Source organism: Ruegeria profundi, from assembly GCF_020171505.1.
Lineage (GTDB): Bacteria > Pseudomonadota > Alphaproteobacteria > Rhodobacterales > Rhodobacteraceae > Ruegeria > Ruegeria profundi.
Genome location: NZ_JAIUZS010000001.1, coordinates 529,189 through 550,073, shown reverse-complemented (window position 1 = coordinate 550,073; position 20,885 = coordinate 529,189). Strand labels below are relative to the sequence as shown.

Here is a 20,885-nt window from a genome sequence, read left to right as displayed (position 1 = left end):
CACTCAGGATCAGGAGTCCACCCCAGATGCCGGTCGTCAACCGAATTGCTGATTTCTCATCCGATATGGCCACGTGGCGCCGACATCTGCATTCCATCCCTGAACTTGCCTTCGACTGCCATGAAACGGCGGCTTTCGTAGCTGAACGGTTGCGAGGGTTCGGCGTGGATGAGCTGCACGAAGGAATCGCAACAACGGGGATTGTCGCGATCATCAATGGGCAAAGCGACGGCCCGACAATTGGCCTGCGGGCAGATATGGACGCGCTGCCGATACCTGAGGATACGGGTGTCGAATACGCTTCGAAGCATCCCGGCAAAATGCATGCCTGTGGTCATGACGGCCACACCACGATGCTGTTGGGGGCCGCGCGATACCTGGCCGAGACGCGGAATTTTCGTGGTCGGGTGGCTCTGATCTTTCAACCCGCCGAAGAAGAGGGCGGCGGTGCCGGTGTTATGGTCGAAGAAGGCATTATGGATCGGTTCGACATTGCCCAAGTCTATGCGCTGCACAACGCGCCGGGCCTGCCCGAGGGGGCCTTTCACACGACACCGGGTGCGATCATGGCGGCGGTGGATACGTTCCATGTGTATATCCAAGGTGTTGGCGGTCATGGCGCCATGCCGCACGAGACCCGCGATCCGGTCATGGCCGCCTGTGGTATCGCGCAGGCGCTTCAGACCATCGTCAGTCGAAATCACCACGCGCTTGACGATCTTGTCGTTTCCGTCACGCAGATTCACACAGGTACGGTGAATAACGTCGTCCCCGATACAGCCTATATCAACGGCACGGTGCGCACGTTCGATCCATCAGTACAACAGATGGTGATCGAGCGGATGGAGCAGATCGTGCAGGGGCAGGCGGCCTCGTTCGGGGTCGAGGCACGGCTGGACTATGAGATCGACTATCCCGCCACGATCAACGACGCCGAAAGCACCAATTTCGCGGCGGACGTCGCGCGCGAAGTCTCGGGGTCCGAACAGGTTGTCGACAATATGACCCGCAACATGGGGGCCGAGGCTTTTTTATACATGCTGCAGGTCCGTCCGGGCGCCTACCTGTTTCTGGGTCAGGGCGAGGGGGTCGGGCTGCGCCATCCTAAATACAACTTCAATGACGAGATCGCGCCGGTGGGCGCATCGTTCCTTGCGCGGATCGTGGAAAAGGCGCAGCCGCTGGGGTAAAAAGGAAACCACATGGCACTGGAAGACGCAAAGACTCAGGTAGACGAAGCTTTTACCAACCCGGACCTCAAAGGGTTGTCTTTTGAAAATACGTTTGGCGGGGCAACCTCGTTCCTGAGGCGGCTTTACACCAAGAATCTGACCGGTGTGGATATCGCCGTCACCGGCGTGCCGTTCGATCAGGCCGTCACCAACCGCCCCGGGACCCGCCTTGGTCCCCGTGCGATCCGCGAGGCCAGCGCGTTGCAATCCCCTGATGCACCCTATGGCTGGCCGTTTGATGCGCTGAGTGAGCTGGCAATCATCGACTACGGCGACGTGGCCTATGACTATGCCAATATTCCGGCCTTCCCCAATCTGCTGACCGACCATATCCGAACGATCCTGGCGGCTGATGTGGCCTCTGTTTCGCTGGGTGGCGACCACTATATCAGCTTTCCGATCCTGAAAGCCTATGCCGAGAAATATGGGCCCATGTCGCTGCTGCAATTTGATGCGCATACCGACACATGGGCGGATGACGATATGTCCCGCGTTGATCACGGGACGATGTTCTACAAGGCAGTGAAGTCTGGGATCGTTGACCCTAAACGCTCGGTTCAGGTGGGAATTCGCACCACCAACGAAGATACGCTGGGCGTCAACATTATCGACGCACGCGAGGTTTATGAAGCCGGACCCGCTGCAGTGGCGGAAAAGATCAAGGGCATTCTTGGCGACAGCCCGGTTTACCTGAGCTTTGATATTGACGGTCTGGACCCCGCTTTTGCCCCCGGTACAGGTACGCCGGTCTGGGGCGGTCTAAGCTCGATCCAGGCGCAGATCATCCTGCGCGATATCGCAGGCATCAACATCAAAGGTGGGGACGTGGTCGAGGTCTCTCCGCCCTATGACACATCGGGCGCGACGGCGATTGCGGGGGCGCATGTAGCAACGCAGATCATCTGCCTGTTGGGTTGGAGAAAGTTGGAACAGGGTTAACCATTGGTTAGCCATCTTTCCGCTATCTGGCTAACCAAACGGCCAGACGGGAGAAATTCAAGAATGACTGATTTTAACCAGCCCATCAGCGGCAATGACCTTGCGCGGTTTTCGGGGCCAAACACGTTCATGCGTCTGCCGCAATCGGATAAACTGGCCGGGCTGGATGTGGCTGTTTTGGGCATTCCAATGGATATCGGGACCTCGTGGCGGTCTGGGACTCGATTCGGGCCCAAGCAAATTCGCAGCGAAAGCGCGATGATCCGGCCCTACAACATGGCAAACTCTGCAGCGCCCTTTGACAGTTTGCAGATCGCCGATATTGGTGATCTGGCAATCAACACCTTTTCACTGGCCGACAGTTTGAAGATCATTAAGGAAAGCTACGATACCATCGTGGCCAACGGAGTGACGCCTGTTGCCATAGGGGGCGATCATTCGATCACATTGCCGATCCTGCGAGCGATCGCAGCCAAGCGCGGGCCGGTTGCGTTGGTCCATGTGGACGCGCATGCAGATGTCAACGATGAGATGTTTGGCGAGAAAGAGACACATGGCACCGTCTTCCGCCGCGCTTACGAAGAGGGGCTGATCATTCCTGACAAGACCTTTCAGATCGGCATTCGCGGCTCGGGCTACGCAGCATCGGATTTTTCCGAGGCCGAGGGCTGGGGTTTCCGCCAGTTCCCCGCGTGGGAACTGTGGCAGCAAAACCTTACAGAAATCGGGTCGCAGATCCGCAAGATCGTCGGGGATCACCCAGTTTACCTGTCTTTTGACATCGACAGCCTGGACCCGTCTTTCGCACCGGGAACGGGCACGCCCGAGATCGGGGGGCTAACAACCCCGCAGGCGCTGCAATTGATCCATGCGCTTGGCGGAATCAACCTAGTGGGTTGCGATCTGGTTGAGGTCTCACCGCCCTACGACCCGTCAGGCAATACGGCACTTACGGCCGCAAACCTGCTGTTTGAGATGCTGTGCATCCTGCCTGGGGTGGCATCACGGTAGAAATTCTGCCACGCACTCTATTTCAATGATCAGAGAACTGCTCTGCAGAACAAAAGGTTCGGGATGAAACGAGTGTTGATTTTAGTGGTGCTGGCCTTCTTGATCGCATTGACCGCGTTTCGTTTCGCCCCGTCTGACCCTGATCGCTGGCACGTTGCCCTTGCCGGTGACGCCGATCGGGACATGCCCGGCGGTGTGTTCCGCATTGTCGAAGATCTACCCAATGGCCTAGAGCGTCTGCATGTCATTGCCACGCAAGAGCCCCGTACCGAAGTGTTGGCGGGATCGGTGTCAGAGGGAATGGTAACCTACGTAACGCGCAGCAGGGTCTTTGGTTTTCCGGACTACACAACAGCGCAGCAGGACGGTGACACCCTGCGCATACACGGGCGTCTACGATTTGGGCAGAGCGATTTCGGGGTAAATCGGGACCGAGTTGATGGATGGCTGGATGCTCTGAAGGTTTGACGACAAGCACCCCTCCTGCACTTCGCGCCACATCGGCACGTTCAGCGACATCTGGCACTGGGCCGTGAACATGCGGCCATCGACCTGAAGGCAGATCAACTCGCCCAGTTCGATGCGTGTGCCGGATTTATCGGTACAATAGCAGTCCTGTACCTTGCCGCCAGGGCCTACAACATCGGCTAGGGCAGGGGCTGCGCACAATAGAAAAACAAGCGCCAAACCTTTCATGAGCTGCAGCTTAGCACACGGTCGGCCCTTGACCAAAGCCTCGGATTAAGAGACACCGCGCGGATGATCCCAGAAGAACGCCTTGTGCAGATAACCCAGCGATTCCAGTACCTCGAAGCGGCCATGGCGGATGGTGCCTCGGGCGGGGATATCGCGGCGCTGGCCAAGGAGTATTCTGACCTAAAGCCGGTTGTTGATCAGATCATGTCGTGGCGTCAGCTTGTCGCTGATCTGGCTGAGGCCAAGGAGATGCTGTCTGATCCGGATATGAAGGAATTGGCCGAAGAGGAGATTCCAGCGCTGCAAGCCCGTATCCCCGAGGCCGAACATGCGCTGCAACTGGCGCTTTTGCCGCGTGACAAGGCGGACGCGCGCCCAGCGATGCTTGAGATCAGGCCGGGCACAGGTGGGGATGAGGCCGCGTTGTTCGCGGGTGACCTCCTCCGGATGTATCAGCGCTATGCAGAAAACCGCGGCTGGCAATTTGAAATCATCGAGGAACAGACATCGGACCTTGGCGGGATCAAGGAGGTGGTCGCCCATATCAAAGGCGAAAATGTCTTTGCCCGGATGAAATACGAATCCGGCGTGCATCGCGTTCAGCGCGTACCGGAAACCGAAAGCGGCGGGCGCATCCATACGTCGGCCGCAACGGTCGCGGTTCTGCCCGAAGCCGAGGATGTCGATATTCAGATTGACGCCAACGACATTCGTATCGACACGATGCGCAGTTCGGGGGCCGGGGGGCAGCATGTAAACACAACCGACTCGGCGGTGCGGATCACACACCTGCCGACCGGTTTGGTGGTGACGAGCTCGGAAAAGTCGCAGCATCGCAACCGAGAGATCGCGATGCAGGTGCTGAAAACACGCCTTTTTGATCTGGAACGGCAGCGGATCGACAGTGAACGCTCAGCAGATCGGGCCAGCCAGGTTGGCTCGGGCGATCGGTCCGAACGCATCCGGACGTATAATTTTCCGCAGGGCCGTATGACGGATCACCGGATTAACCTGACGCTGTACAAGCTGGATCAGGTCATGCAAGGCGACTTGGATGAGGTGATCGACGCGCTGACGGCTGATGATCAGGCGCGGCTATTGGCGGAGATGGCGCAATGATCGCTGCGCTGACGGCAGCGCAGGCCATGGTCGCAGCCACCGCACGCCTGCGGGCCGCGGGTGTGGATGATCCGGCTCGTGATGCGCGGGTCCTGTTGGCCCACGCCGCGCGGATTGAAGCCAGCCGGGTTACACTGATCGCGCCTGAAGAACTGTCACCCGAAATCGCGGAACGCTATGACCAATTGATCTCATTGCGGGCCATTCGGGTGCCGGTATCTCATCTTCTGGGTGAACGTGAATTCTACGGCCGCCGGTTCCGTGTCAGCCGCGATGTTCTGGACCCGCGCCCCGAAACCGAAACGCTGATCGAGGCCGCGCTGAGCGAACCGTTTGACCATGTATTGGATTTGGGCACCGGTTCCGGCTGTATCCTGATCACACTGTTGCTTGAGCGGACCAGCGCGACGGGTGTTGGCGCAGATCTGAGCGAGGCCGCTTGCCTGCAGGCCAGCGCAAATGCGGTCTCTCATAAGATACAAGGGCGTGCCGAAGTTGTATGCTCTGACTGGTTTGAGAACATTCAAGGCCAGTTCGATCTAATTGTTTCCAATCCGCCTTATATTGCGCTGAGTGAGCTGCAGGACCTTTCGCCCGAAGTGCGAGAGCACGAGCCGCGTATGGCCTTGACGGACGAGGGTGATGGCCTTGGCGCATATCGCCATATCGCTGCCTCGGCACCGGACTTCCTGATGCCCGGAGGGCGCATCCTCGTTGAAATTGGACCAACTCAGGGAAAATGCGTTGTGTCGTTGTTTGAAGCAGCGGGTCTGACGGGAACGCGGATCATCCCCGATCTGGACGGTCGTGATCGTGTTGTTATGGCCAGAATGCCATAGTTGCAGCCCAAGGTGAGGCTAAAAAGTGCCGATAATTGTAAAAAAGCTGCGAATTTTCGGACAAACCTCTTGTCTGCACGCGCTGGACATGCTTACTCAGAGTCAGTCGGCGAGGCTGACGCTGTTTCAGCGGGCCCCTGACGCCAAGCCCAAAAAAGTCGACATCGCGTGACGGCTAAAGCCATTGAGCAGTGCAGGGCGCGACGTGATCGGCACCGAATGACAAGGCTGACGTAAATTAAGATGAGATCTTCCAAATCCCGCTCGCGGGCCAAGAATAACCGCAATCGCCCTTCTGGTGGCAACGTTGTGAACCGGGTTTTTGACAGCTCGGGTCCTGAAGGCAAGGTGCGTGGTACGCCCCAGCAGATCATTGACAAATACAACCAATTGGCGCGCGATGCCCAGCTTTCGAATGACCGTGTGGCTGCCGAGAACTTTCAGCAGCATGCCGAGCATTACTTGCGTTTGCTGAGCGAAGCGCAGCGCGAAATCGAAGCACGCCGGGAAGAGCAGGAGCGCCAGAATCGTGAACGCCAGGCCGAGCGTGACCGCGAACGCGCCGAGCGGCAGGAGCGGGAAGCCGCCCGCCAAGCCGATCTGGCCGAATCTCCACAACCTGATGTGATGGATTTCGCAAGCGAAGGGTCAGCCCCGGAATCCGGCCTGGTCGAGACGCCGGAAAGTCAGACTGCGGCTCCGGCGGTAGACGTGCCCGAGAAGAAAGAAAAGCCGGCCCGTCGTCCGCGCACGCGAAAGCCCAAGGCTGCGCCAGCGGACGAAGCGCCGAATACAGATGGGGACGCACCCGAAGCTGCGGAATAAGCGCAAACACCAGCATTGCCAAAAGCCTCGGGTCATTCCGGGGCTTTTCATTTTTGCCTAGTCTTTTTGAATTTCGCGGGCCAATGCGCAGAAAGCTTCAAGCGGGACCTGCTCGGCGCGCTGTGTTGGCTTGATTCCCGCAGCCAGAAGCCGGTCTTCGATATCAGGTTTAACGCCCTTAAGCGAAGCCCGCAGCATTTTACGCCGCTGATTAAAGGCGGCTGCAACGACACGTGACAGCGTGGCCGCGTCTGCGGGAAAACGCGGCTCGGGCAGTGCCGTCAGGTGAACAACGGTGCTGGACACCTTGGGTGGCGGCGTAAACGCGTCTGGGGGCAGAGACATGGCAATCCGTGCCTCGGCCCGCCACTGAGCAAGGATGGCAAGGCGGCCATAGGCTTTGCTGCCGGGTTGGGCGACGATCCGCTCAGCGACCTCACGCTGGAACATCAGTGTCAGGCTTTTCCAAAACGGCGGCCATTGCGGTGGGGTCAACCAGCGGACCAGCAACTCGGTCCCTACGTTATAAGGCAGGTTGGCCGCGATACGGATTGGTTGCGTCAGGTGATCAAGAGGGTCGATTTCCAGCGCATCGCCGTTAATCACTTCAAGCCGTCCGGGATAAGCCGCTGCAATGTCGTTAAGAGCCGCGATACAGCGCGTATCCTTTTCCACTGCAACAACCTTCCGCGCGCCCTCAGAGAGCAGTCCGCGTGTCAATCCACCAGGGCCGGGGCCGATTTCCAGCACGTCGCATTCGCTGAGATCTCCAGCCTGGCGGGCAATTTTTGCTGTCAGGTTAAGATCCAGCAGAAAGTTCTGACCCAGCGATTTGCGTGCTGATAGTTGGTGTTTTGCGATGACCTCGCGCAGCGGGGGAAGATTGTCGATTGTGCTCATGACTTGGTTGCCGACATGCTGAGTTTTGAGCTGTGCGCCATCCGCTGTGCGAGTTTTAAGGCTTCGATCAGACTTGTGGGGGTAGCGATACCCTGTCCAGCAATATCAAGCGCGGTGCCGTGGTCGGGTGAGGTGCGGATAAAAGGCAAACCAAGCGTGACGTTCACGCCTTTGTCGAAATCCAGCGTTTTGATAGGAATCAGCGCCTGATCATGATACATCGCTATCGCTGCGTCATAACGGACGCGGGCGGCGGCATGGAACATCGTATCCGCCGGGTGTGGGCCGGTGACGGTAAAATCCTTCGTAGGCAGATCAGTGATCAGGTTTGCGATCCAGTCCACTTCCTCGGACCCTATTTTACCACCTTCGCCCGCATGCGGGTTGAGCCCGGCAACGGCAATCCGGGGGTGTGCGATGCCAAAATTACGGCGCAGTCCCTCAGCGGTAATCAAGATGGTTTCGGTCAGCAACTCGGGGGTCAAAGCTGAGGGTACTTGGGACAATGCGATGTGGATGGTTGCTGGCACCACACGCAACTGATCGCTGGCCAACATCATGACAACACGGTCCCGGCCTGCAAGCGCGGCCAGAAACTCGGTATGTCCGGGATAGCCAAAACCAGCGCCGTCAATCAGGGCTTTCTTGTGAATTGGCGCCGTACACAGCGCCGACGCAGCACCCGCTTGTACCAGTGACACGCCCCTTTCAATCGCGGCAACCACCGATGGCGCGTTGGCCGGGTCGAGTTCGCCGGACACATTGGGCGCGGGAAAGTCCAGTTGAAGAACCGGCAGAGCAGTGGCGCAGATATCTTTCGCCTCGGACGGGTGTGAAATGCGCGCAACAGGTGTCGCAGGCGGCAAATGCTCTGCATCACCGATGTAAAAGAAGGGGCAGCTGTCGCGCAGAGCCGACCACGCCTTTGCTGCTATTTCCGGGCCAATTCCTGCCGGTTCACCGCAGCTGAGCGCAATCGGCGCTGTCATTGTTCGACGATGTTTGCTTCTGCACGCAGCTGGGCTAGCAGGCTTTCTGCAAAAGCTGCAAGCCGCTGTTGAGTCAGTGCGTTGGCGACGTCGGTGCGCGACGTGTCCTCGCCCAGTTCGCGGGTGCGGGTGCAGAGCATCAGGAACAACAGCGTTTGACCATTGTTGCGTGTCAGTGCGGTCGAGACCTCGTTCAGATCGAGCTTTGCAAGCTCAAGCGCTATGTCACGCGGAATTTCGCTGGGGCTGGCCTGAATGCGTTGCAGAAATTCGGGCGGCTGACCCTGCGCGACGCCGTAGAGGTCGTCGCATGTGTCAATGTCCTCGCGGAGCCTGGCAGCCCTTGCCAGTGTTTCGGCGCTGCGGCCACCGGGCAAATTGTAAATCGCGTAGTCGATCTCGGAAAAACGGGTCGTTCCGGCGGCCACCTCGCGGATGCCGCGCATCTGGAACAGGGCGATGGCGTTGGGCAGGGACAATGGCTGCGTAATGTCGCCGTCTTTCAGCCCCAGCACAACTGGCTGCAGCGCAGGAGGAAGGTCAGACAGGTTCAGCCAATCCAAACGCCCGCCGTTGTCCCGCGTGGCCGCCGCCGAATACTGCGTTGCGGCCGATGAAAACGTATCGAATCCCTGTAACTGGGAAATTTCCTGCGCCAAAAGCTCGGCCTGCGCTACGGTTTGGGGATTAACCGGGATGATGATTTCGGACAGCAGAACTTGTAAACCGCCGCCACCAGCTTCACCAAGGGCACGGTTGATCTCTTCCTCGCTTGGGCGGGCTTGTGACAGGAAACGCGCGCTGACGTAGTCGCGCCAGGAAAGCTGATCTGCAACAAAATCACGTACAGTTTCGCGATCGACTCCTTCATCAGCCAGCAATTGCAGGAACTGGTCGGTCGATAACTGTCCCCGCGCGGCGAATTCGTCGATGCCAAGCTCGATGTCTTCGGGGGCGGCTTCAATCCCGGCTTCGCGCATGACTTGGCGGCGCAGCCTGTCGTCGATCAGGGCGTCGCGTACTTCATCCTCGGTCGCGCCCGGAGCGCCAAGTGCAATCAACATTTGCTGCCGCTGTGTCAGTTCATACCAGGTGATTATGTCCTGGTTGACCTTGATCGCCGGTGAGAATGGGCTTTGGGCGTGCGCCTGTGGTGATGCCAAAGCAAGCATTGCCCCGACAAGGGCAGGGGCGACCGAACGAAGCCAACCGGAGCGGAGGAAACTGGTGAAACCTGAAATCAACTGCATCTTCTCTTGTATTGTTGGCCGCCACTTTTGACGGAGTAACCCGTCAGGGCTACGGTAAACCCGAATTCGGTCGAAGGCTCAATACTTGACGACGAAGTAAATCGCCTGCTGACATTCATGTTAACCTGCACGCATTCGTTCCGATACGTCACACCAAGCCCATAACGGATCGGTTCAGATTCGCTAAGGTCATACTGCGCCGACGCCCGCGTGTTCCAGTTTTCATCCACCCTGTAACGCCCGGTCAACCGGATTTCCGAAATCTCGTCGTCCACATTTTCGTCCGGGTCGGGCTCTTGCCAGACATAGCTGCCCGTGGCACCAACTGTCTGCTGTTGCCAGCCTGCACGCAGCTCAGCCTTGGCAAAGCTGAAATCCCCGTTCAAAAGGCCGCGGCCGGCCAAGGTCCAGCCATTGGCCGTGCTAAGCTGTCCCGCCAACAACAGGTCCGAGGACGTACCCTGCAAACCCGATGTCAGGTTGAAATTCGGGTCGGCATCTGCGCGAAACACCTGACCGATCGTGACCAGCGCGCGCCAGTTCCCGGCTGTATAGCGCGACCAATTTACCCCGAATACACCTGTAAGCCCGTCTTCGCGCCGATCCGGGGCGGGAAATCGGGACAGGGACAAAAGATTGCCCTGATCAAATTCTTGAAAAGTGCTTTCGTCGTTTGGAATATCTTCGTCGGACACATGGGTCCAGCCGATCTGGGCAATCGGTTCCAGGACTTGCGTCGCGCCCGAGCTCTCTTGCTTACGAAGCGGATAGCGCAGTGTCAGCGCAGCGCGCGGCGTGGTTCGGGTGACATTGTTAGGGAACTCGCTGTCATTGCGAATATCGAACCTGTCGATTGATGCGCCCAGGCGCGCTTCGACCCGCAGGCCGGTCGCGAATGTCCAGTTGCGCAGCCATTCTGCATCAACGGTGGCACGGGCGACGTCACGCCCGATAATATCCTCGTCACTGGTCCGCTCATGAGTGTGGGCAATAAAGCCCAGCCGCACCTCGCCGCCGACAGAGGTCGGGAACAAGCGCTTTTGGTAGTAGAGATCAAACACTCGCGACGGGATTTCATCCTGATCTTCGCTGTCACGCAGTGTTTTGTAGTGGATAAAGCTGGTGCGAAAAGCAGTGTCGCGTTTGATCCGCTCCAGCGCGATCTCACTGCGCAGGCGGTCAAAGTCAGGCAGGCCATAGTCGGCGAGGTATGCGTCGTCTGACGTGGTCTTGATGTTGAAAAGGAAACGGTATCCGTTCAGGACATTGAACCAACCGTTGGCAAACAGGTATCCGCGATCCTCGTCCGGTTGCAGATCGTCACGTGTATAGGCGCCTTCAAGCTGAATGCGGCCTTTCTTGAAAGCCTGACGATAGCGCAGCCCCAGGGTTTTAGTCTTGGATGAAACATACGGGGTGAGCGTAAGGTCCCTGTGATCACCCAACTTGATGAAATACGGTACCTGCAGGCCCGTTCCCAGTTGCGATGTGGTGCGCACCGAGGGCACCAAAAACCCTGTTGCGCGCTCCAACGTTGGGTCAGGCAGTCTCAGATAGGGAAAGTAGAACACCGGCAGGTCCAGCACGCGGAACTGCGCGCCTTCAAAATACAGTTGCCGTTCCAGTTGATCATGCGTCACTTTCCTGGCGCGGATCTGCCAGATTGGCGGTCGCCCGTTGGCGCAGACGTGACATGAGGTGGCCGATACCTTGCTAAATTGCGTATACCGGCCGCCAGCACGGGTCGCCTGGACCGACGCGATCTGAACCTGCTGGTCGAACACCATTCGCGCGCCAATCAGCAGGCCGTTCTGAATTCCGTCATCCAGTTCACCCGAATCCGCCAGCAGCGTTGTCTCTCCGGCCTCATCGATGCGGATTGGCCCTTCGAGCGTAAGCGCGCCGCTTTCTCGGTCATAAGTGATGCGGTCAGCGGTGATTTTGATGTCGCCCTGAAAGGCTTCGACGTTGCCTTCAGCCACCAATACACGGTCAGGCGTGATGAAAACCTTGTCCGCCACAAGCAGGGCGGGCTGGTCTTCCTGTTGTGTATCCTGCGCCGGGTTGGCTGATGGCTGGGTCTGTGCCGCCGCTACCGCCGGCAGGGCCAGAGCGACGGCACCGGACAGCAAAAGGCTGGAAATGAGCCGCATCAGCCGTCCTCCGCATGAAGCAGAAGACCAAGAGACAGAAGAATGGCTGCAAAGGGCGGTGCCCAGGCTGCGACTAAGATAGGCAATTGACCGTTTTCCCCGAGTATTTGGGCAAAATTGCGAACGAAGTAGATGGCAAAGCCCAGCAGAACGGCAGACAACACCGCAATCCCCGTGCCGCCAAAGCGAACATGGCGCATGGTAAAGGCTGCGCCGATCATGACCATTGCCATCAGAAACAGAGGCCGCGCAAGTTCGACCTGCAGCCACACCTCATATTGTTTGGTGGAAAACCCGGCCTCTTTGAGGTCGCGGATAAGCTGGGGCAGATCATATATCGAAATCAGACCCTGTTGGCTCAGCGTGTCCAGAATTCTCTGCCGCGTGAGAGTGGTGGGGATTTCGATCTGCTCGTGTACTTCGGCGGCGCCCTCAGGATTTACGTCATCTGCCAACGACCAGATCTTTGCGTTCGACAGAACCCAAGAGGCGCTCGACAAGCGTGCTTTGTCGGCAATGATTTGTTGCGTCGGTTTTCCATCCGGCGAGAAGGTGATGATTGTGACCCGGGTGAGTTCAAGCGCATCTGAAGCCGTTGTGCCGCGTGCGTGAATGACGGACTGCCCGTTGGCCGAACCCTGACGCAGCCACACGCCTTCTCTCGTAATCGATAGCGCGGAATCGTCCTGGTTCTTGTAGGCACCGGAAAGGCGCCAGTATTCCTCGGATGTGGCAGCTGAGATTGGGTTCAGCAGCGCGACAGCCATCGCGCCGATGATCAGCGCCAGCGCCACAGGGGCAAACAACGCACGGATACCTGATCGCCCAATGGCCCGCGTCACCACCAGTTCCGAACTGCGCGCCATACCAATAAAAAGCGCGATTGTAGCCAGAATAACCAGCAGTGGCAGCATCTCGTTAATGGCTGCCGGAGTATTCAAAAGGGTTAGGTGCAACAATTTGCCGAATGACAGGTTCTCTGAATTGAATCGCCGGGCTTGCTCAACCAGGTCGATCAGAATCATCAACGTCAGAAAAATACCGCCGATAACCAGAAAGCTTTGCATGAAACGACGGGCAAAATAACGGTCGAGGATCACGGCCGAGCCTCCCACCCGCGAAGGTCGATGTGGGAACAGAGGCATATGTGGCTATAGCCGCAATCGCCTACGCAGATGCGCTTCGGCATATGCCTGCCCTGTTTCGCCAATTCACTGTCCCTCGATCCGGCCGGTTTTTTTCCGGACTGTAATGCAATTGGCGCGCGGGGAAAACTGCTATCTGGTCAAGATGCTTAGCGCGGGCTAGGTCTTGGTGAACAGAATCTGAGGAGCTTGCGATGAGCAGTCTTGTACCTATCCGGTTTCAACCTTTCGACGCGGACCTAATGACACAGGCCGAGGGCAGGGTCGCCATTATCATTCCGGCCGATGGAAAGATGAGCCCCGCAGTGCGCCGCGCCAACCGCCTGACTCGTGGTGCGGTGGCGCGGTTGGTTGAAAGCGACCGGTTTGAAAAGGTCAAAACTGGCGACGTGATCTCGCTGGCTTGGCCCGGCGGCATGGCGGCCGAAGCGCTGGATATCGTGGTCCTACCGCGCCGCCCCGACGCGGAAGAGGCGCGAAAGGCCGGTGCGGCGTTGGCAAAGCTGGCAGGCGGCAAGGACATCCTTGTGATGGCAGGCAACCAGGTTCGAACGGAAGAGTTGGCAATGGGGCTCGTGCTGCGCAGCTATGCGTTTGATTCGCACAAGACCAAGGACACGGACGAAGGCGGCTCTGTCACGATCAGCCACCAGAAGTCTGACGAAGTCGAAGCCGCCTTTGCTCCGCTCTACGCCGTGGCCGATGGTGTGCGGATGACGCGTGATCTGACCAACGAACCGGCCAACGTTCTGACCACCACCGAATTCGCTGCGCGTTTGGTTGAGATGAAAGAGCTGGGGCTTGAGGTCGAGGTTCTGGAAGAAGACAAGCTGGCTGAGCTTGGTATGCGTACGCTGCTAAGCGTCGGGCAGGGATCGGTCAGCCCGTCCAAGGTTGTTGTGATGCAGTGGAACGGCGGCGACAAGGATGATGCGCCGCTGGCCTTGGTCGGAAAAGGCGTCGTCTTCGACACAGGTGGTATCTCGCTGAAGCCAGCGGGCGGCATGGAAGACATGACGATGGATATGGGTGGTGCCGGGGTCGTTGCTGGCGCCATGCGGGCGCTGGCCAAGCGCAAGGCCAAGGCGAATGTCGTGGGGCTGGTCGGTCTGGTCGAGAACATGCCGTCCGGAAACGCGACGCGCCCCGGTGACGTGGTCAAGTCGATGAAGGGCGATACGGTCGAGATCATCAACACCGACGCCGAAGGTCGTTTGGTTCTGTGCGACGTCATGTGGTACGCGCAAGAGCGGTTCAAGCCGGTGGGCATGATCGACCTTGCCACCCTGACCGGCGCGATCATCATCGGTCTGGGGCATGAGAATGCTGGCGTCTTCTCGAACAACGATACGTTCTGCGATGCCTTCCTGAAATCGGCCAAGGCCGAGGATGAAGGCGCGTGGCGGATGCCCTTGGGCGACGCCTATGACAAACAGTTGAAATCGCGCATCGCGGACATGAAGAATGTCGGCGGTCGCCCGGCAGGCTCGATCACGGCAGCGCAGTTCCTGCAGCGTTTCGTAAAAGAGGAAACGCCGTGGATTCATCTGGATATCGCGGGAGTCGCCTCGGTATCGTCAGAAACCTCCTACGCGCCCAAAGGGGCAACAGGCTGGGGTGTTCGCGCGCTCAGCCGCCTTGTGCAGGATCACTTCGAGTAACCTGATGGGCGCCGTCTATTTCTATCACCTGACGCGACAGCCTTTGGAAGCAACACTGCCGGTGTTGCTGGACAAGGCACGTCAGGCCGGATGGAAAATTGCCGTGCGGGGTACCGATCCCGCGCGGATGGATTGGCTGGATGAAAAGCTGTGGTTGGGACCGGAAGATGGGTTCTTGCCACATGGCCGCGCTGGTGGTCCGCATGACGCGGCGCAGCCCATATTGCTGACGACTGAACCAGAGGCTGCGAATGATCCCGCCTGTCTAATGGCGGTAGACGGCGCGCCTGTGGATGCGGATGAAGTATCCGCGTTGGAACGGGTATGCATCCTGTTCGATGGCAATGATGATCACGCCGTTCAGCATGCGCGCGGTCAGTGGAAAGCGCTGACAGCCGCAGGCTGCGCGGCGCAATACTGGTCCGAGGAAACGGGCCGTTGGGAAAAAAAGGCCGAAGCATAACGCTCTGGTCCCGAAAGACTTCTCAGGAGAGAGACAGATGGAAATGAAGCCTTTGGGCCGCACGGGAATCATGGTGTCAGACCTGTGCCTGGGTACGATGACATTTGGCACGCAGACATCCGAGGCAGATGGGCATACCCAGATCGAACTGGCGCTGGATGCCGGGATCAATTTCGTTGACGCGGCCGAGATGTATCCGGTGAACCCGATCTCGAAAGAAACCGTGGGCCGGACCGAAGAGATTCTGGGCAATTGGAATGCAGCAAACCCGTCGCGCCGGGGGGATTACATTCTGGCGACCAAGCACTCTGGCGCGGGGTTTGCCCACGCCCGCGACGGTGCGCCCATTTCCGGGCAGACGATCCCTGAGGCAATCGAGGGCTCTTTGCGGCGGCTACAGACAGACTGCATTGATCTGTACCAGTTTCACTGGCCCAACCGGGGCAGCTATATGTTCCGGCAAAACTGGAACTATGCCCCGTCGGGACACAATACGAATGAAGTTCTGGACAACATGCAAGAATGCCTTCAGGCGTTGCAGGCGCAGGTTGATAAGGGCAACATCCGTGCCTTTGGGCTGTCCAACGAAAGCGCGTGGGGCACTGCGCAATGGCTGCGGATCGCTGAGCGGATGGGCGCTCCACGGGTCGCGTCGGTACAGAACGAGTATTCGCTGCTTTGCCGTCATTTCGATACGGATATGGCCGAGCTGAGCGTGCATGAGGATGTCGGTCTGATGGCCTTTTCGCCACTGGGCGCAGGCTTTTTGACCGGCAAGTATCAGGGTGGGGCGGTGCCTGACGGCTCACGCATGTCCCTGGTGGCTGAGATGGGCGGACGCAACAGCCCGCGCGTGTTTCAGGCCGTAGCCGCGTATCTGGAGATCGCCGAGCGGCACAAGTTGGATCCGGTCCATATGGCGCTGGCCTGGTGCCGCACACGGCCTTTCATGATGTCCGCGATTTTTGGCGCGACGTCAGTGGCGCAGTTGGAGCATATTCTGGCAGGCAAGGATCTTCGGCTATCCGATGAGGTGATGGCCGAGATCGGTCAGGCCCATCGCGCGCATCCAATGCCATTCTAGCGGCGTTGCCCGCCAAGCCCCGCCCGACCGTCTCATTGAATTTGGCTGGGCGGGCAGAGCCCGATCAGTGGTGGGGTGCTTGCGTTCTTTCCTGCCTCAGGTCACGGGCCGACAGGCCGTGAGCTGTGCGGAAGGCCCGTGCAAAGCTGGATTGTGAAGCAAAGCCCGTTGCCAGCGCCACGTCCATCAAAGGCATGTCCGAGTCGGTGACCAGACGGCGGGCCTCGGCCAGGCGCAGTTGCAAATAGTGGTCTTGCGGCGTGGTATTAAGGCGCAGGCGGAACTGTTGCTGCAAAGTGCGGGGACTGGTGCCAAGCGCCTCGGCGATATCGACCAGCGGGAGAGGTTCATCGAGAGAGGCCTCCATGAGTGCGTTTGCCTTGGCCGTCAGCGCCGTATGACGGTGCGGCGCACCGGTGCGGCTTTGCGGTTTCGTCGGCTCGGGCGCGCCGTCATAGAGGAAGAGGCCGGAGACACGTGCGGCAAAACCCGCGCCATGGCGCGCGGCAATAATGTGCAACATCATCTCAACCGCAGGGATCGCACCGCCCGAGGTCAGGCGATTGCCCGAGACCGTGAACCGGTCGGGTCGTACGTCAACCTCAGGGAAGCGGGCGGCAAAATTTGCCAGGTCTTCCCAATGCGTGGTCGCGGCGTGGCCGTCCAAAAGCCCCGCCTCGGCCAACAGCCAGGGGCCACCGTCGATCCCCGCCATCGTTGCTCCGGAGTTTGCGATTCGGCGCAGGCCAGCCAGCAGGCTGGGAGTTGCGTGACGGGCCAATTGGAACCCGGCCAGAACGATCATCAGGTCGCAACCTTGCAGTCGTGCCAAAGGGATGCCCGGCACGCTCAGCGCGCTGGTCAGCATGGCCGGTTCCGCTTTGGCGGTCACATAATCCCAGTCGAAGGCAGGCCGATCTGCCAGTCGGTTTGCCGCACGCATCGGGTCTACTGCCGAGGCAAAACTCAGCGTGTTGCATTCATCCAGCACCAGCACCGCTGTTTTCAGGGCGCGATGTTCGGGCTGCAATATGTTTTTCGCGGATTTCATCAAGTTCGATTCGCATTCTGGCAAGTGTTTTCCCAAGGCTGCGTCAAAGTCGGGGGCGAACGCAAATCGGAATCCGGGGAGAAGCCTGGGGAAAACTCAGGGCAAAACCGGGTATAAACTGGGGAGAACACAATGCCTCTGGAAATGAACCGCGACGTCTTTATCACTTGCGCTGTGACAGGCTCGGGCGGAACGCAGGATCGCAGCCCGCATGTGCCACGTTCACCGAAGCAAATCGCCGAAAGCGCGATCGCCGCGGCAAAGGCCGGGGCGGCGGTGGTCCATTGCCACGTGCGCGACCCCGAGACCGGCGCGCCCAGCCGGCGGTTGGACTTGTACCGCGAAGTCACGGAACGGATTCGTGAGGCCGAGGTCGACGTCGTTCTCAACCTGACCGCAGGGATGGGCGGAGACATGGTGTTTGGCCCGACCGAGCAGCCCTTGCCCCTGCGCGAAGACGGGACGGATATGATCGGCGCGGCGGCTCGGGTTGAGCATGTGGCGCAGTGCCTGCCCGAGATCTGCACGCTGGACTGCGGTACCATGAACTTTGCCGAAGCAGACTACGTCATGACCAACACGCCGGGCATGTTGCAGGCGATGGGGCGTATGATGACACATCTGGGCGTAAAGCCCGAGATTGAGGCCTTTGACACCGGTCATCTGTGGTATGCAAAGCAACTGGTAAAAGATGGCGTGCTGGACAGCCCGGCGCTGGTGCAGCTGTGCATGGGAGTGCCGTGGGGCGCGCCGGACGACCTGAACACCTTTATGGCAATGGTAAACAACGTGCCGGATGATTGGACGTTCAGCGCGTTTTCTCTGGGCCGCAACCAGATGGCCTATGTCGCGGCGGCGGTTCTGGCAGGCGGTAACGTCCGCGTTGGCCTAGAAGATAACCTGTGGCTCGACAAGGGCGTGCTGGCCGAAAACTGGCAGCTGGTCGAACGGGCCGGAACCATCATTGAAAATATGGGCGCGCGCGTGATCGGGCCGCAGGTCGTGCGTGAGAAACTGGGGCTGACCAAGCGGGCGCCGGTTTAGATTGCAGGCTGAATCTCGTCCAAGGAATGGAATGAAGACATGACAAAAACAGCAGCAATCATCGGTGGTGGCGTAATTGGCGGTGGATGGGCCGCGCGCTTTCTGCTGAACGGGTGGGACGTGCGGGTCTTTGATCCGGACCCAGAGGCCGAGCGCAAGATTGGCGAGGTTCTGGACAACGCGCGGCGGTCTCTGCCAGGGTTAAGCGACGTACCGCTGCCCTCCGAAGGCACACTAACTTTCCATGATGAAATGGCTGAGGCGGTACAGGGGGCCACTTGGGTACAGGAAAGTGTACCAGAGCGGCTTGACCTGAAGCTAAGGGTTTACAAAGACTTGCAGGAGGCTTGTGATCCGGGTGCGATCATCGGGTCCTCGACCAGCGGGTTCAAACCGTCCGAGCTTCAGGAAGGCGCGCTGCGGCCTGAGCAGATCGTAGTCACGCACCCGTTCAACCCGGTCTACCTGTTGCCGCTGATCGAACTGGTACCGACTGACCAAAACCCGCCTGAGATGGTGGAACGCGCACAGAAAGTGTTGAAGTCGGTTGGATTCTTCCCGCTGCACATCAAGAAAGAGATCGACGCGCATATCGCGGACCGATTCCTTGAGGCGGTTTGGCGTGAAGCGTTGTGGCTGGTCAAGGACGGTATCGCCACGACTGAAGAGGTGGACGAGGCGATCCGTATGGGCTTTGGCATTCGCTGGGCGCAAATGGGTCTGTTCGAAACCTATCGCGTAGCAGGTGGCGAGGCCGGGATGCGGCATTTCATGGCGCAGTTCGGACCAGCTTTAAAATGGCCCTGGACCAAGCTGATGGATGTGCCCGAATTCACCGATGAATTGGTCGACTTGATTGCCGAACAATCCGATGCGCAATCAGGCATGCACTCGATCCGTGAGTTGGAGCGCATTCGCGACAACAACCTTGTCGGCATGATGCGCGCGCTGAAGGCGCAAAATTACGGTGCGGGGGCGGTTTTGAACCAACACGACGCGCTGCTCAAACCCGGTGCCTTGCCGACGCTTGAACAAGCCGACTTGACGCAGCCGATCCTGACTCTGTCCCGTGCGGTGCCTTTGGATTGGACCGACTACAACGGCCATATGAACGAGGCGAAGTATCTTGAGGCGTTCGCCGCCGCGACGGACCGTTTCATGGAGATAATCGGGTGCGATATGGACTATATCGCATCGGGCGGCAGTTACTTTACGGCCGAAAACCACATTCGGTACATCGACGAAGTGCACGCAGGGGCCAGAATTCAAATACGCACCCAGATGTTGCTGGGGCAGGGCAAGAAACTGCACGTGTTCCACAGCATGTATGAGGGTGAAAAGCTGCTGGCAACGGGCGAAAGCTTTTTGCTGCATGTGAGCCTTGAAACGCGTCGCCCCAGTGCGCCATCGCCCGAGATCGAAGCCGCAATGGCGCAGATTGCTGAGGCGCAGGCCGGGTTGCCGTACCCCGAGGGAGCCGGGGCCGCGATCCGTAAACCGGCATGACACGGCGCGTGCTGATCACGGCTGGCGCTTCGGGCGTCGGTCGGGCCATGGCCGAGGCGTTCGATGCGGCGGGATACGATGTCTGGATCACCGACATAGATGCCACCGCGCTGCAATCCGTGCCCGAACACTGGACGGCGCGAAAGGCCGATGCGACGAACGAAGCTGATATGAGTGGGGTCTTTCAGTCCATTGCTACCAAGGGCGGATTGGATGCTTTGTGCGCTAATGCCGGAATCGCCGGACCAACCGCTGCCGTCGAGGATGTTGACCTGAGCGATTGGCGATCCTGCATCTCGGTCAATCTGGACGGCGCTTTTTTGGCGGCAAAATACGCCGCGCCTTTGATGAAGGCGGCACATACGGGCAGCGTTATCCTTACGTCATCAACCGCAGGTCAATATGGCTATCCATACCGCTCGCCCTATGCTGCTGCGAAATGGGCCGTGATCGGGTTGATGAAGACCTTGGCAATGGAGTTTGGCCCGCACGGCATCCGCGCCAATGCGATCTGTCCCGGCGCGGTGGAAGGCCCGCGCATGGAAGGTGTTCTGCAACGTGAGGCTACTGCCAAGGGCATGACCCGCGACCAGGTGTATGCAGGGTATGCCTCGGGCACGTCGATGGGCAGGTTTGTCGAGGGCCGCGACATTGCCAATATGGCTGTTTTCCTCGCCTCAAATTCGGCGCGGCTGATATCGGGTCAGGTCATCGCCGTGGATGGTCATACTGTGAACCCCGACCCGAAAATCTAGGTGGCGTCAGCCCTGGTTGGGACCGCGAAACTGGCGAATGGTCTGGCGGACCGCCTGCCAGTCTTTTGCTTCCTGGACATTCCCGGCGGCTTCGCATTCGCGCATTCTCTGCGCGGCTTCCGCCTCGGCCTGATCACCATGAGCAGTATATAAGGCCCGTGCGTATTGTGCGGTTTGTAGTGCGTCCATTCCTGTCGTCCTCCGTCTGTGATCGGATTACCCG

General features: G+C 59.0%; 21 protein-coding genes. 13 read left to right on the top strand and 8 right to left on the bottom strand.

Going from position 1 to position 20,885, the window contains the following annotated elements:
• Positions 1–26 precede the first annotated feature (26 nt).
• The 4 genes from LCM21_RS02590 to LCM21_RS02575 all read left to right on the top strand — a co-directional run bounded on the left by LCM21_RS02590 (position 27) and on the right by LCM21_RS02575 (position 3,650).
• Positions 27–1,190 carry a M20 aminoacylase family protein gene (locus LCM21_RS02590; RefSeq protein WP_224889190.1) on the top strand — a complete coding sequence of 388 codons (1,164 nt, stop codon included), beginning with the start codon at positions 27–29 and terminating at the stop codon, positions 1,188–1,190.
• Between the two features lie 12 nt (positions 1,191–1,202).
• Positions 1,203–2,171 carry an agmatinase gene (speB, locus tag LCM21_RS02585; protein ID WP_224889189.1) on the top strand — a complete coding sequence of 323 codons (969 nt, stop codon included), beginning with the start codon at positions 1,203–1,205 and terminating at the stop codon, positions 2,169–2,171.
• A gap of 63 nt (positions 2,172–2,234) precedes the next feature.
• On the top strand, positions 2,235–3,182 hold the full coding sequence (speB, locus tag LCM21_RS02580) for an agmatinase (RefSeq protein WP_224889188.1): 948 nt from the start codon (positions 2,235–2,237) through the stop codon (positions 3,180–3,182).
• 63 nt (positions 3,183–3,245) lie between these two features.
• On the top strand, positions 3,246–3,650 hold the full coding sequence (locus LCM21_RS02575) for a DUF1499 domain-containing protein (protein ID WP_224889187.1): 405 nt from the start codon (positions 3,246–3,248) through the stop codon (positions 3,648–3,650).
• Here LCM21_RS02575 and LCM21_RS02570 read toward each other — a convergent pair.
• On the bottom strand, positions 3,576–3,878 hold the full coding sequence (locus LCM21_RS02570; RefSeq protein ID WP_224889186.1) for a hypothetical protein: 303 nt from the start codon (positions 3,876–3,878) through the stop codon (positions 3,576–3,578). The two genes, LCM21_RS02575 and LCM21_RS02570, sit on opposite strands and share 75 nt — an antisense overlap.
• A gap of 63 nt (positions 3,879–3,941) precedes the next feature.
• Here LCM21_RS02570 and prfA point away from each other — a divergent pair, with 63 nt between their 5' ends.
• The 3 genes from prfA (at position 3,942) to LCM21_RS02555 (ending at position 6,661) form a co-directional block, all read left to right on the top strand.
• A complete protein-coding gene (prfA, locus tag LCM21_RS02565) occupies positions 3,942–4,997 on the top strand; it encodes a peptide chain release factor 1 (RefSeq protein WP_068331717.1) in 1,056 nt (351 codons plus the stop codon).
• Complete coding sequence (prmC, locus tag LCM21_RS02560; RefSeq protein WP_224889185.1) at positions 4,994–5,836, top strand: peptide chain release factor N(5)-glutamine methyltransferase; 843 nt, start codon at positions 4,994–4,996, stop codon at positions 5,834–5,836. The genes prfA and prmC overlap by 4 nt, the downstream gene beginning before the upstream one ends.
• 243 nt (positions 5,837–6,079) lie before the next feature.
• Positions 6,080–6,661 (top strand): DUF4167 domain-containing protein, encoded by a 582-nt coding sequence (locus LCM21_RS02555; protein ID WP_224889184.1) that lies wholly within the window; start codon positions 6,080–6,082, stop codon positions 6,659–6,661.
• A 57-nt stretch (positions 6,662–6,718) separates the two neighbouring features.
• Here the strand turns inward: LCM21_RS02555 and rsmA are convergent, their stop codons facing one another.
• The 5 genes from rsmA to lptG are packed head-to-tail and all read right to left on the bottom strand — an operon-like array spanning position 6,719 to position 13,053.
• Entirely contained in the window at positions 6,719–7,561 is an 843-nt protein-coding gene (gene rsmA, locus LCM21_RS02550) for a 16S rRNA (adenine(1518)-N(6)/adenine(1519)-N(6))-dimethyltransferase RsmA (protein WP_224889183.1), read from the bottom strand.
• On the bottom strand, positions 7,558–8,550 hold the full coding sequence (pdxA, locus tag LCM21_RS02545; RefSeq protein ID WP_224889182.1) for a 4-hydroxythreonine-4-phosphate dehydrogenase PdxA: 993 nt from the start codon (positions 8,548–8,550) through the stop codon (positions 7,558–7,560). Before pdxA ends, rsmA begins: the two co-directional genes overlap by 4 nt.
• Positions 8,547–9,800: a peptidylprolyl isomerase gene (locus LCM21_RS02540; protein WP_224889181.1), complete on the bottom strand. Its 1,254-nt coding sequence runs from the start codon at positions 9,798–9,800 to the stop codon at positions 8,547–8,549. The genes pdxA and LCM21_RS02540 overlap by 4 nt, the downstream gene beginning before the upstream one ends.
• Entirely contained in the window at positions 9,791–11,953 is a 2,163-nt protein-coding gene (locus LCM21_RS02535; protein WP_224889180.1) for an LPS-assembly protein LptD, read from the bottom strand. Before LCM21_RS02535 ends, LCM21_RS02540 begins: the two co-directional genes overlap by 10 nt.
• Complete coding sequence (lptG, locus tag LCM21_RS02530; RefSeq protein WP_224889179.1) at positions 11,953–13,053, bottom strand: LPS export ABC transporter permease LptG; 1,101 nt, start codon at positions 13,051–13,053, stop codon at positions 11,953–11,955. The genes LCM21_RS02535 and lptG overlap by 1 nt, the downstream gene beginning before the upstream one ends.
• 239 nt (positions 13,054–13,292) lie before the next feature.
• On the opposite strand from lptG, the gene LCM21_RS02525 reads away from it, so the two are divergent.
• Genes LCM21_RS02525 through LCM21_RS02515 form a run of 3 tightly spaced genes read left to right on the top strand, consistent with a single transcriptional unit; the run spans position 13,293 to position 16,306 of the window.
• A complete protein-coding gene (locus LCM21_RS02525; protein WP_224889178.1) occupies positions 13,293–14,759 on the top strand; it encodes a leucyl aminopeptidase in 1,467 nt (488 codons plus the stop codon).
• Between the two features lie 4 nt (positions 14,760–14,763).
• Complete coding sequence (locus LCM21_RS02520; RefSeq protein ID WP_224889177.1) at positions 14,764–15,222, top strand: DNA polymerase III subunit chi; 459 nt, start codon at positions 14,764–14,766, stop codon at positions 15,220–15,222.
• Between the two features lie 37 nt (positions 15,223–15,259).
• Positions 15,260–16,306, top strand: a complete 1,047-nt coding sequence (locus tag LCM21_RS02515; protein WP_224889176.1) for an aldo/keto reductase — start codon at positions 15,260–15,262, stop codon at positions 16,304–16,306.
• A 64-nt stretch (positions 16,307–16,370) separates the two neighbouring features.
• Here the strand turns inward: LCM21_RS02515 and LCM21_RS02510 are convergent, their stop codons facing one another.
• Positions 16,371–17,357 carry a GlxA family transcriptional regulator gene (locus tag LCM21_RS02510; RefSeq protein WP_224889175.1) on the bottom strand — a complete coding sequence of 329 codons (987 nt, stop codon included), beginning with the start codon at positions 17,355–17,357 and terminating at the stop codon, positions 16,371–16,373.
• 132 nt (positions 17,358–17,489) lie between these two features.
• Here LCM21_RS02510 and bcoG point away from each other — a divergent pair, with 132 nt between their 5' ends.
• The 3 genes from bcoG to LCM21_RS02495 are packed head-to-tail and all read left to right on the top strand — an operon-like array spanning position 17,490 to position 20,662.
• Positions 17,490–18,401 (top strand): 3-dehydrocarnitine:acetyl-CoA trimethylamine transferase BcoG, encoded by a 912-nt coding sequence (bcoG, locus tag LCM21_RS02505; RefSeq protein WP_224889174.1) that lies wholly within the window; start codon positions 17,490–17,492, stop codon positions 18,399–18,401.
• Between the two features lie 39 nt (positions 18,402–18,440).
• Positions 18,441–19,907: a carnitine 3-dehydrogenase gene (locus tag LCM21_RS02500; protein ID WP_224889173.1), complete on the top strand. Its 1,467-nt coding sequence runs from the start codon at positions 18,441–18,443 to the stop codon at positions 19,905–19,907.
• Positions 19,904–20,662: an SDR family oxidoreductase gene (locus LCM21_RS02495; protein WP_224889172.1), complete on the top strand. Its 759-nt coding sequence runs from the start codon at positions 19,904–19,906 to the stop codon at positions 20,660–20,662. The genes LCM21_RS02500 and LCM21_RS02495 overlap by 4 nt, the downstream gene beginning before the upstream one ends.
• Before the next feature lie 6 nt (positions 20,663–20,668).
• Here the strand turns inward: LCM21_RS02495 and LCM21_RS02490 are convergent, their stop codons facing one another.
• A complete protein-coding gene (locus tag LCM21_RS02490) occupies positions 20,669–20,851 on the bottom strand; it encodes a hypothetical protein (RefSeq protein WP_224889171.1) in 183 nt (60 codons plus the stop codon).
• Positions 20,852–20,885: the final 34 nt, after the last annotated feature.

Coding starts and splice junctions, on each gene's coding strand:
- LCM21_RS02515 (WP_224889176.1), top strand. CDS start 15,260: ATGGAAATGAAGCCTTTGGGCCGCACGGGAATCATGGTGTCAGACCTG.
- LCM21_RS02555 (WP_224889184.1), top strand. CDS start 6,080: ATGAGATCTTCCAAATCCCGCTCGCGGGCCAAGAATAACCGCAATCGC.
- speB (WP_224889189.1), top strand. CDS start 1,203: ATGGCACTGGAAGACGCAAAGACTCAGGTAGACGAAGCTTTTACCAAC.
- LCM21_RS02490 (WP_224889171.1), bottom strand. CDS start 20,851: ATGGACGCACTACAAACCGCACAATACGCACGGGCCTTATATACTGCT.
- LCM21_RS02540 (WP_224889181.1), bottom strand. CDS start 9,800: ATGCAGTTGATTTCAGGTTTCACCAGTTTCCTCCGCTCCGGTTGGCTT.
- LCM21_RS02495 (WP_224889172.1), top strand. CDS start 19,904: ATGACACGGCGCGTGCTGATCACGGCTGGCGCTTCGGGCGTCGGTCGG.
- rsmA (WP_224889183.1), bottom strand. CDS start 7,561: ATGAGCACAATCGACAATCTTCCCCCGCTGCGCGAGGTCATCGCAAAA.
- pdxA (WP_224889182.1), bottom strand. CDS start 8,550: ATGACAGCGCCGATTGCGCTCAGCTGCGGTGAACCGGCAGGAATTGGC.
- prfA (WP_068331717.1), top strand. CDS start 3,942: ATGATCCCAGAAGAACGCCTTGTGCAGATAACCCAGCGATTCCAGTAC.
- LCM21_RS02535 (WP_224889180.1), bottom strand. CDS start 11,953: ATGCGGCTCATTTCCAGCCTTTTGCTGTCCGGTGCCGTCGCTCTGGCC.
- bcoG (WP_224889174.1), top strand. CDS start 17,490: ATGCCTCTGGAAATGAACCGCGACGTCTTTATCACTTGCGCTGTGACA.
- LCM21_RS02575 (WP_224889187.1), top strand. CDS start 3,246: ATGAAACGAGTGTTGATTTTAGTGGTGCTGGCCTTCTTGATCGCATTG.
- LCM21_RS02570 (WP_224889186.1), bottom strand. CDS start 3,878: ATGAAAGGTTTGGCGCTTGTTTTTCTATTGTGCGCAGCCCCTGCCCTA.
- LCM21_RS02520 (WP_224889177.1), top strand. CDS start 14,764: ATGGGCGCCGTCTATTTCTATCACCTGACGCGACAGCCTTTGGAAGCA.
- LCM21_RS02525 (WP_224889178.1), top strand. CDS start 13,293: ATGAGCAGTCTTGTACCTATCCGGTTTCAACCTTTCGACGCGGACCTA.
- speB (WP_224889188.1), top strand. CDS start 2,235: ATGACTGATTTTAACCAGCCCATCAGCGGCAATGACCTTGCGCGGTTT.
- LCM21_RS02590 (WP_224889190.1), top strand. CDS start 27: ATGCCGGTCGTCAACCGAATTGCTGATTTCTCATCCGATATGGCCACG.
- prmC (WP_224889185.1), top strand. CDS start 4,994: ATGATCGCTGCGCTGACGGCAGCGCAGGCCATGGTCGCAGCCACCGCA.
- LCM21_RS02510 (WP_224889175.1), bottom strand. CDS start 17,357: ATGAAATCCGCGAAAAACATATTGCAGCCCGAACATCGCGCCCTGAAA.
- LCM21_RS02500 (WP_224889173.1), top strand. CDS start 18,441: ATGACAAAAACAGCAGCAATCATCGGTGGTGGCGTAATTGGCGGTGGA.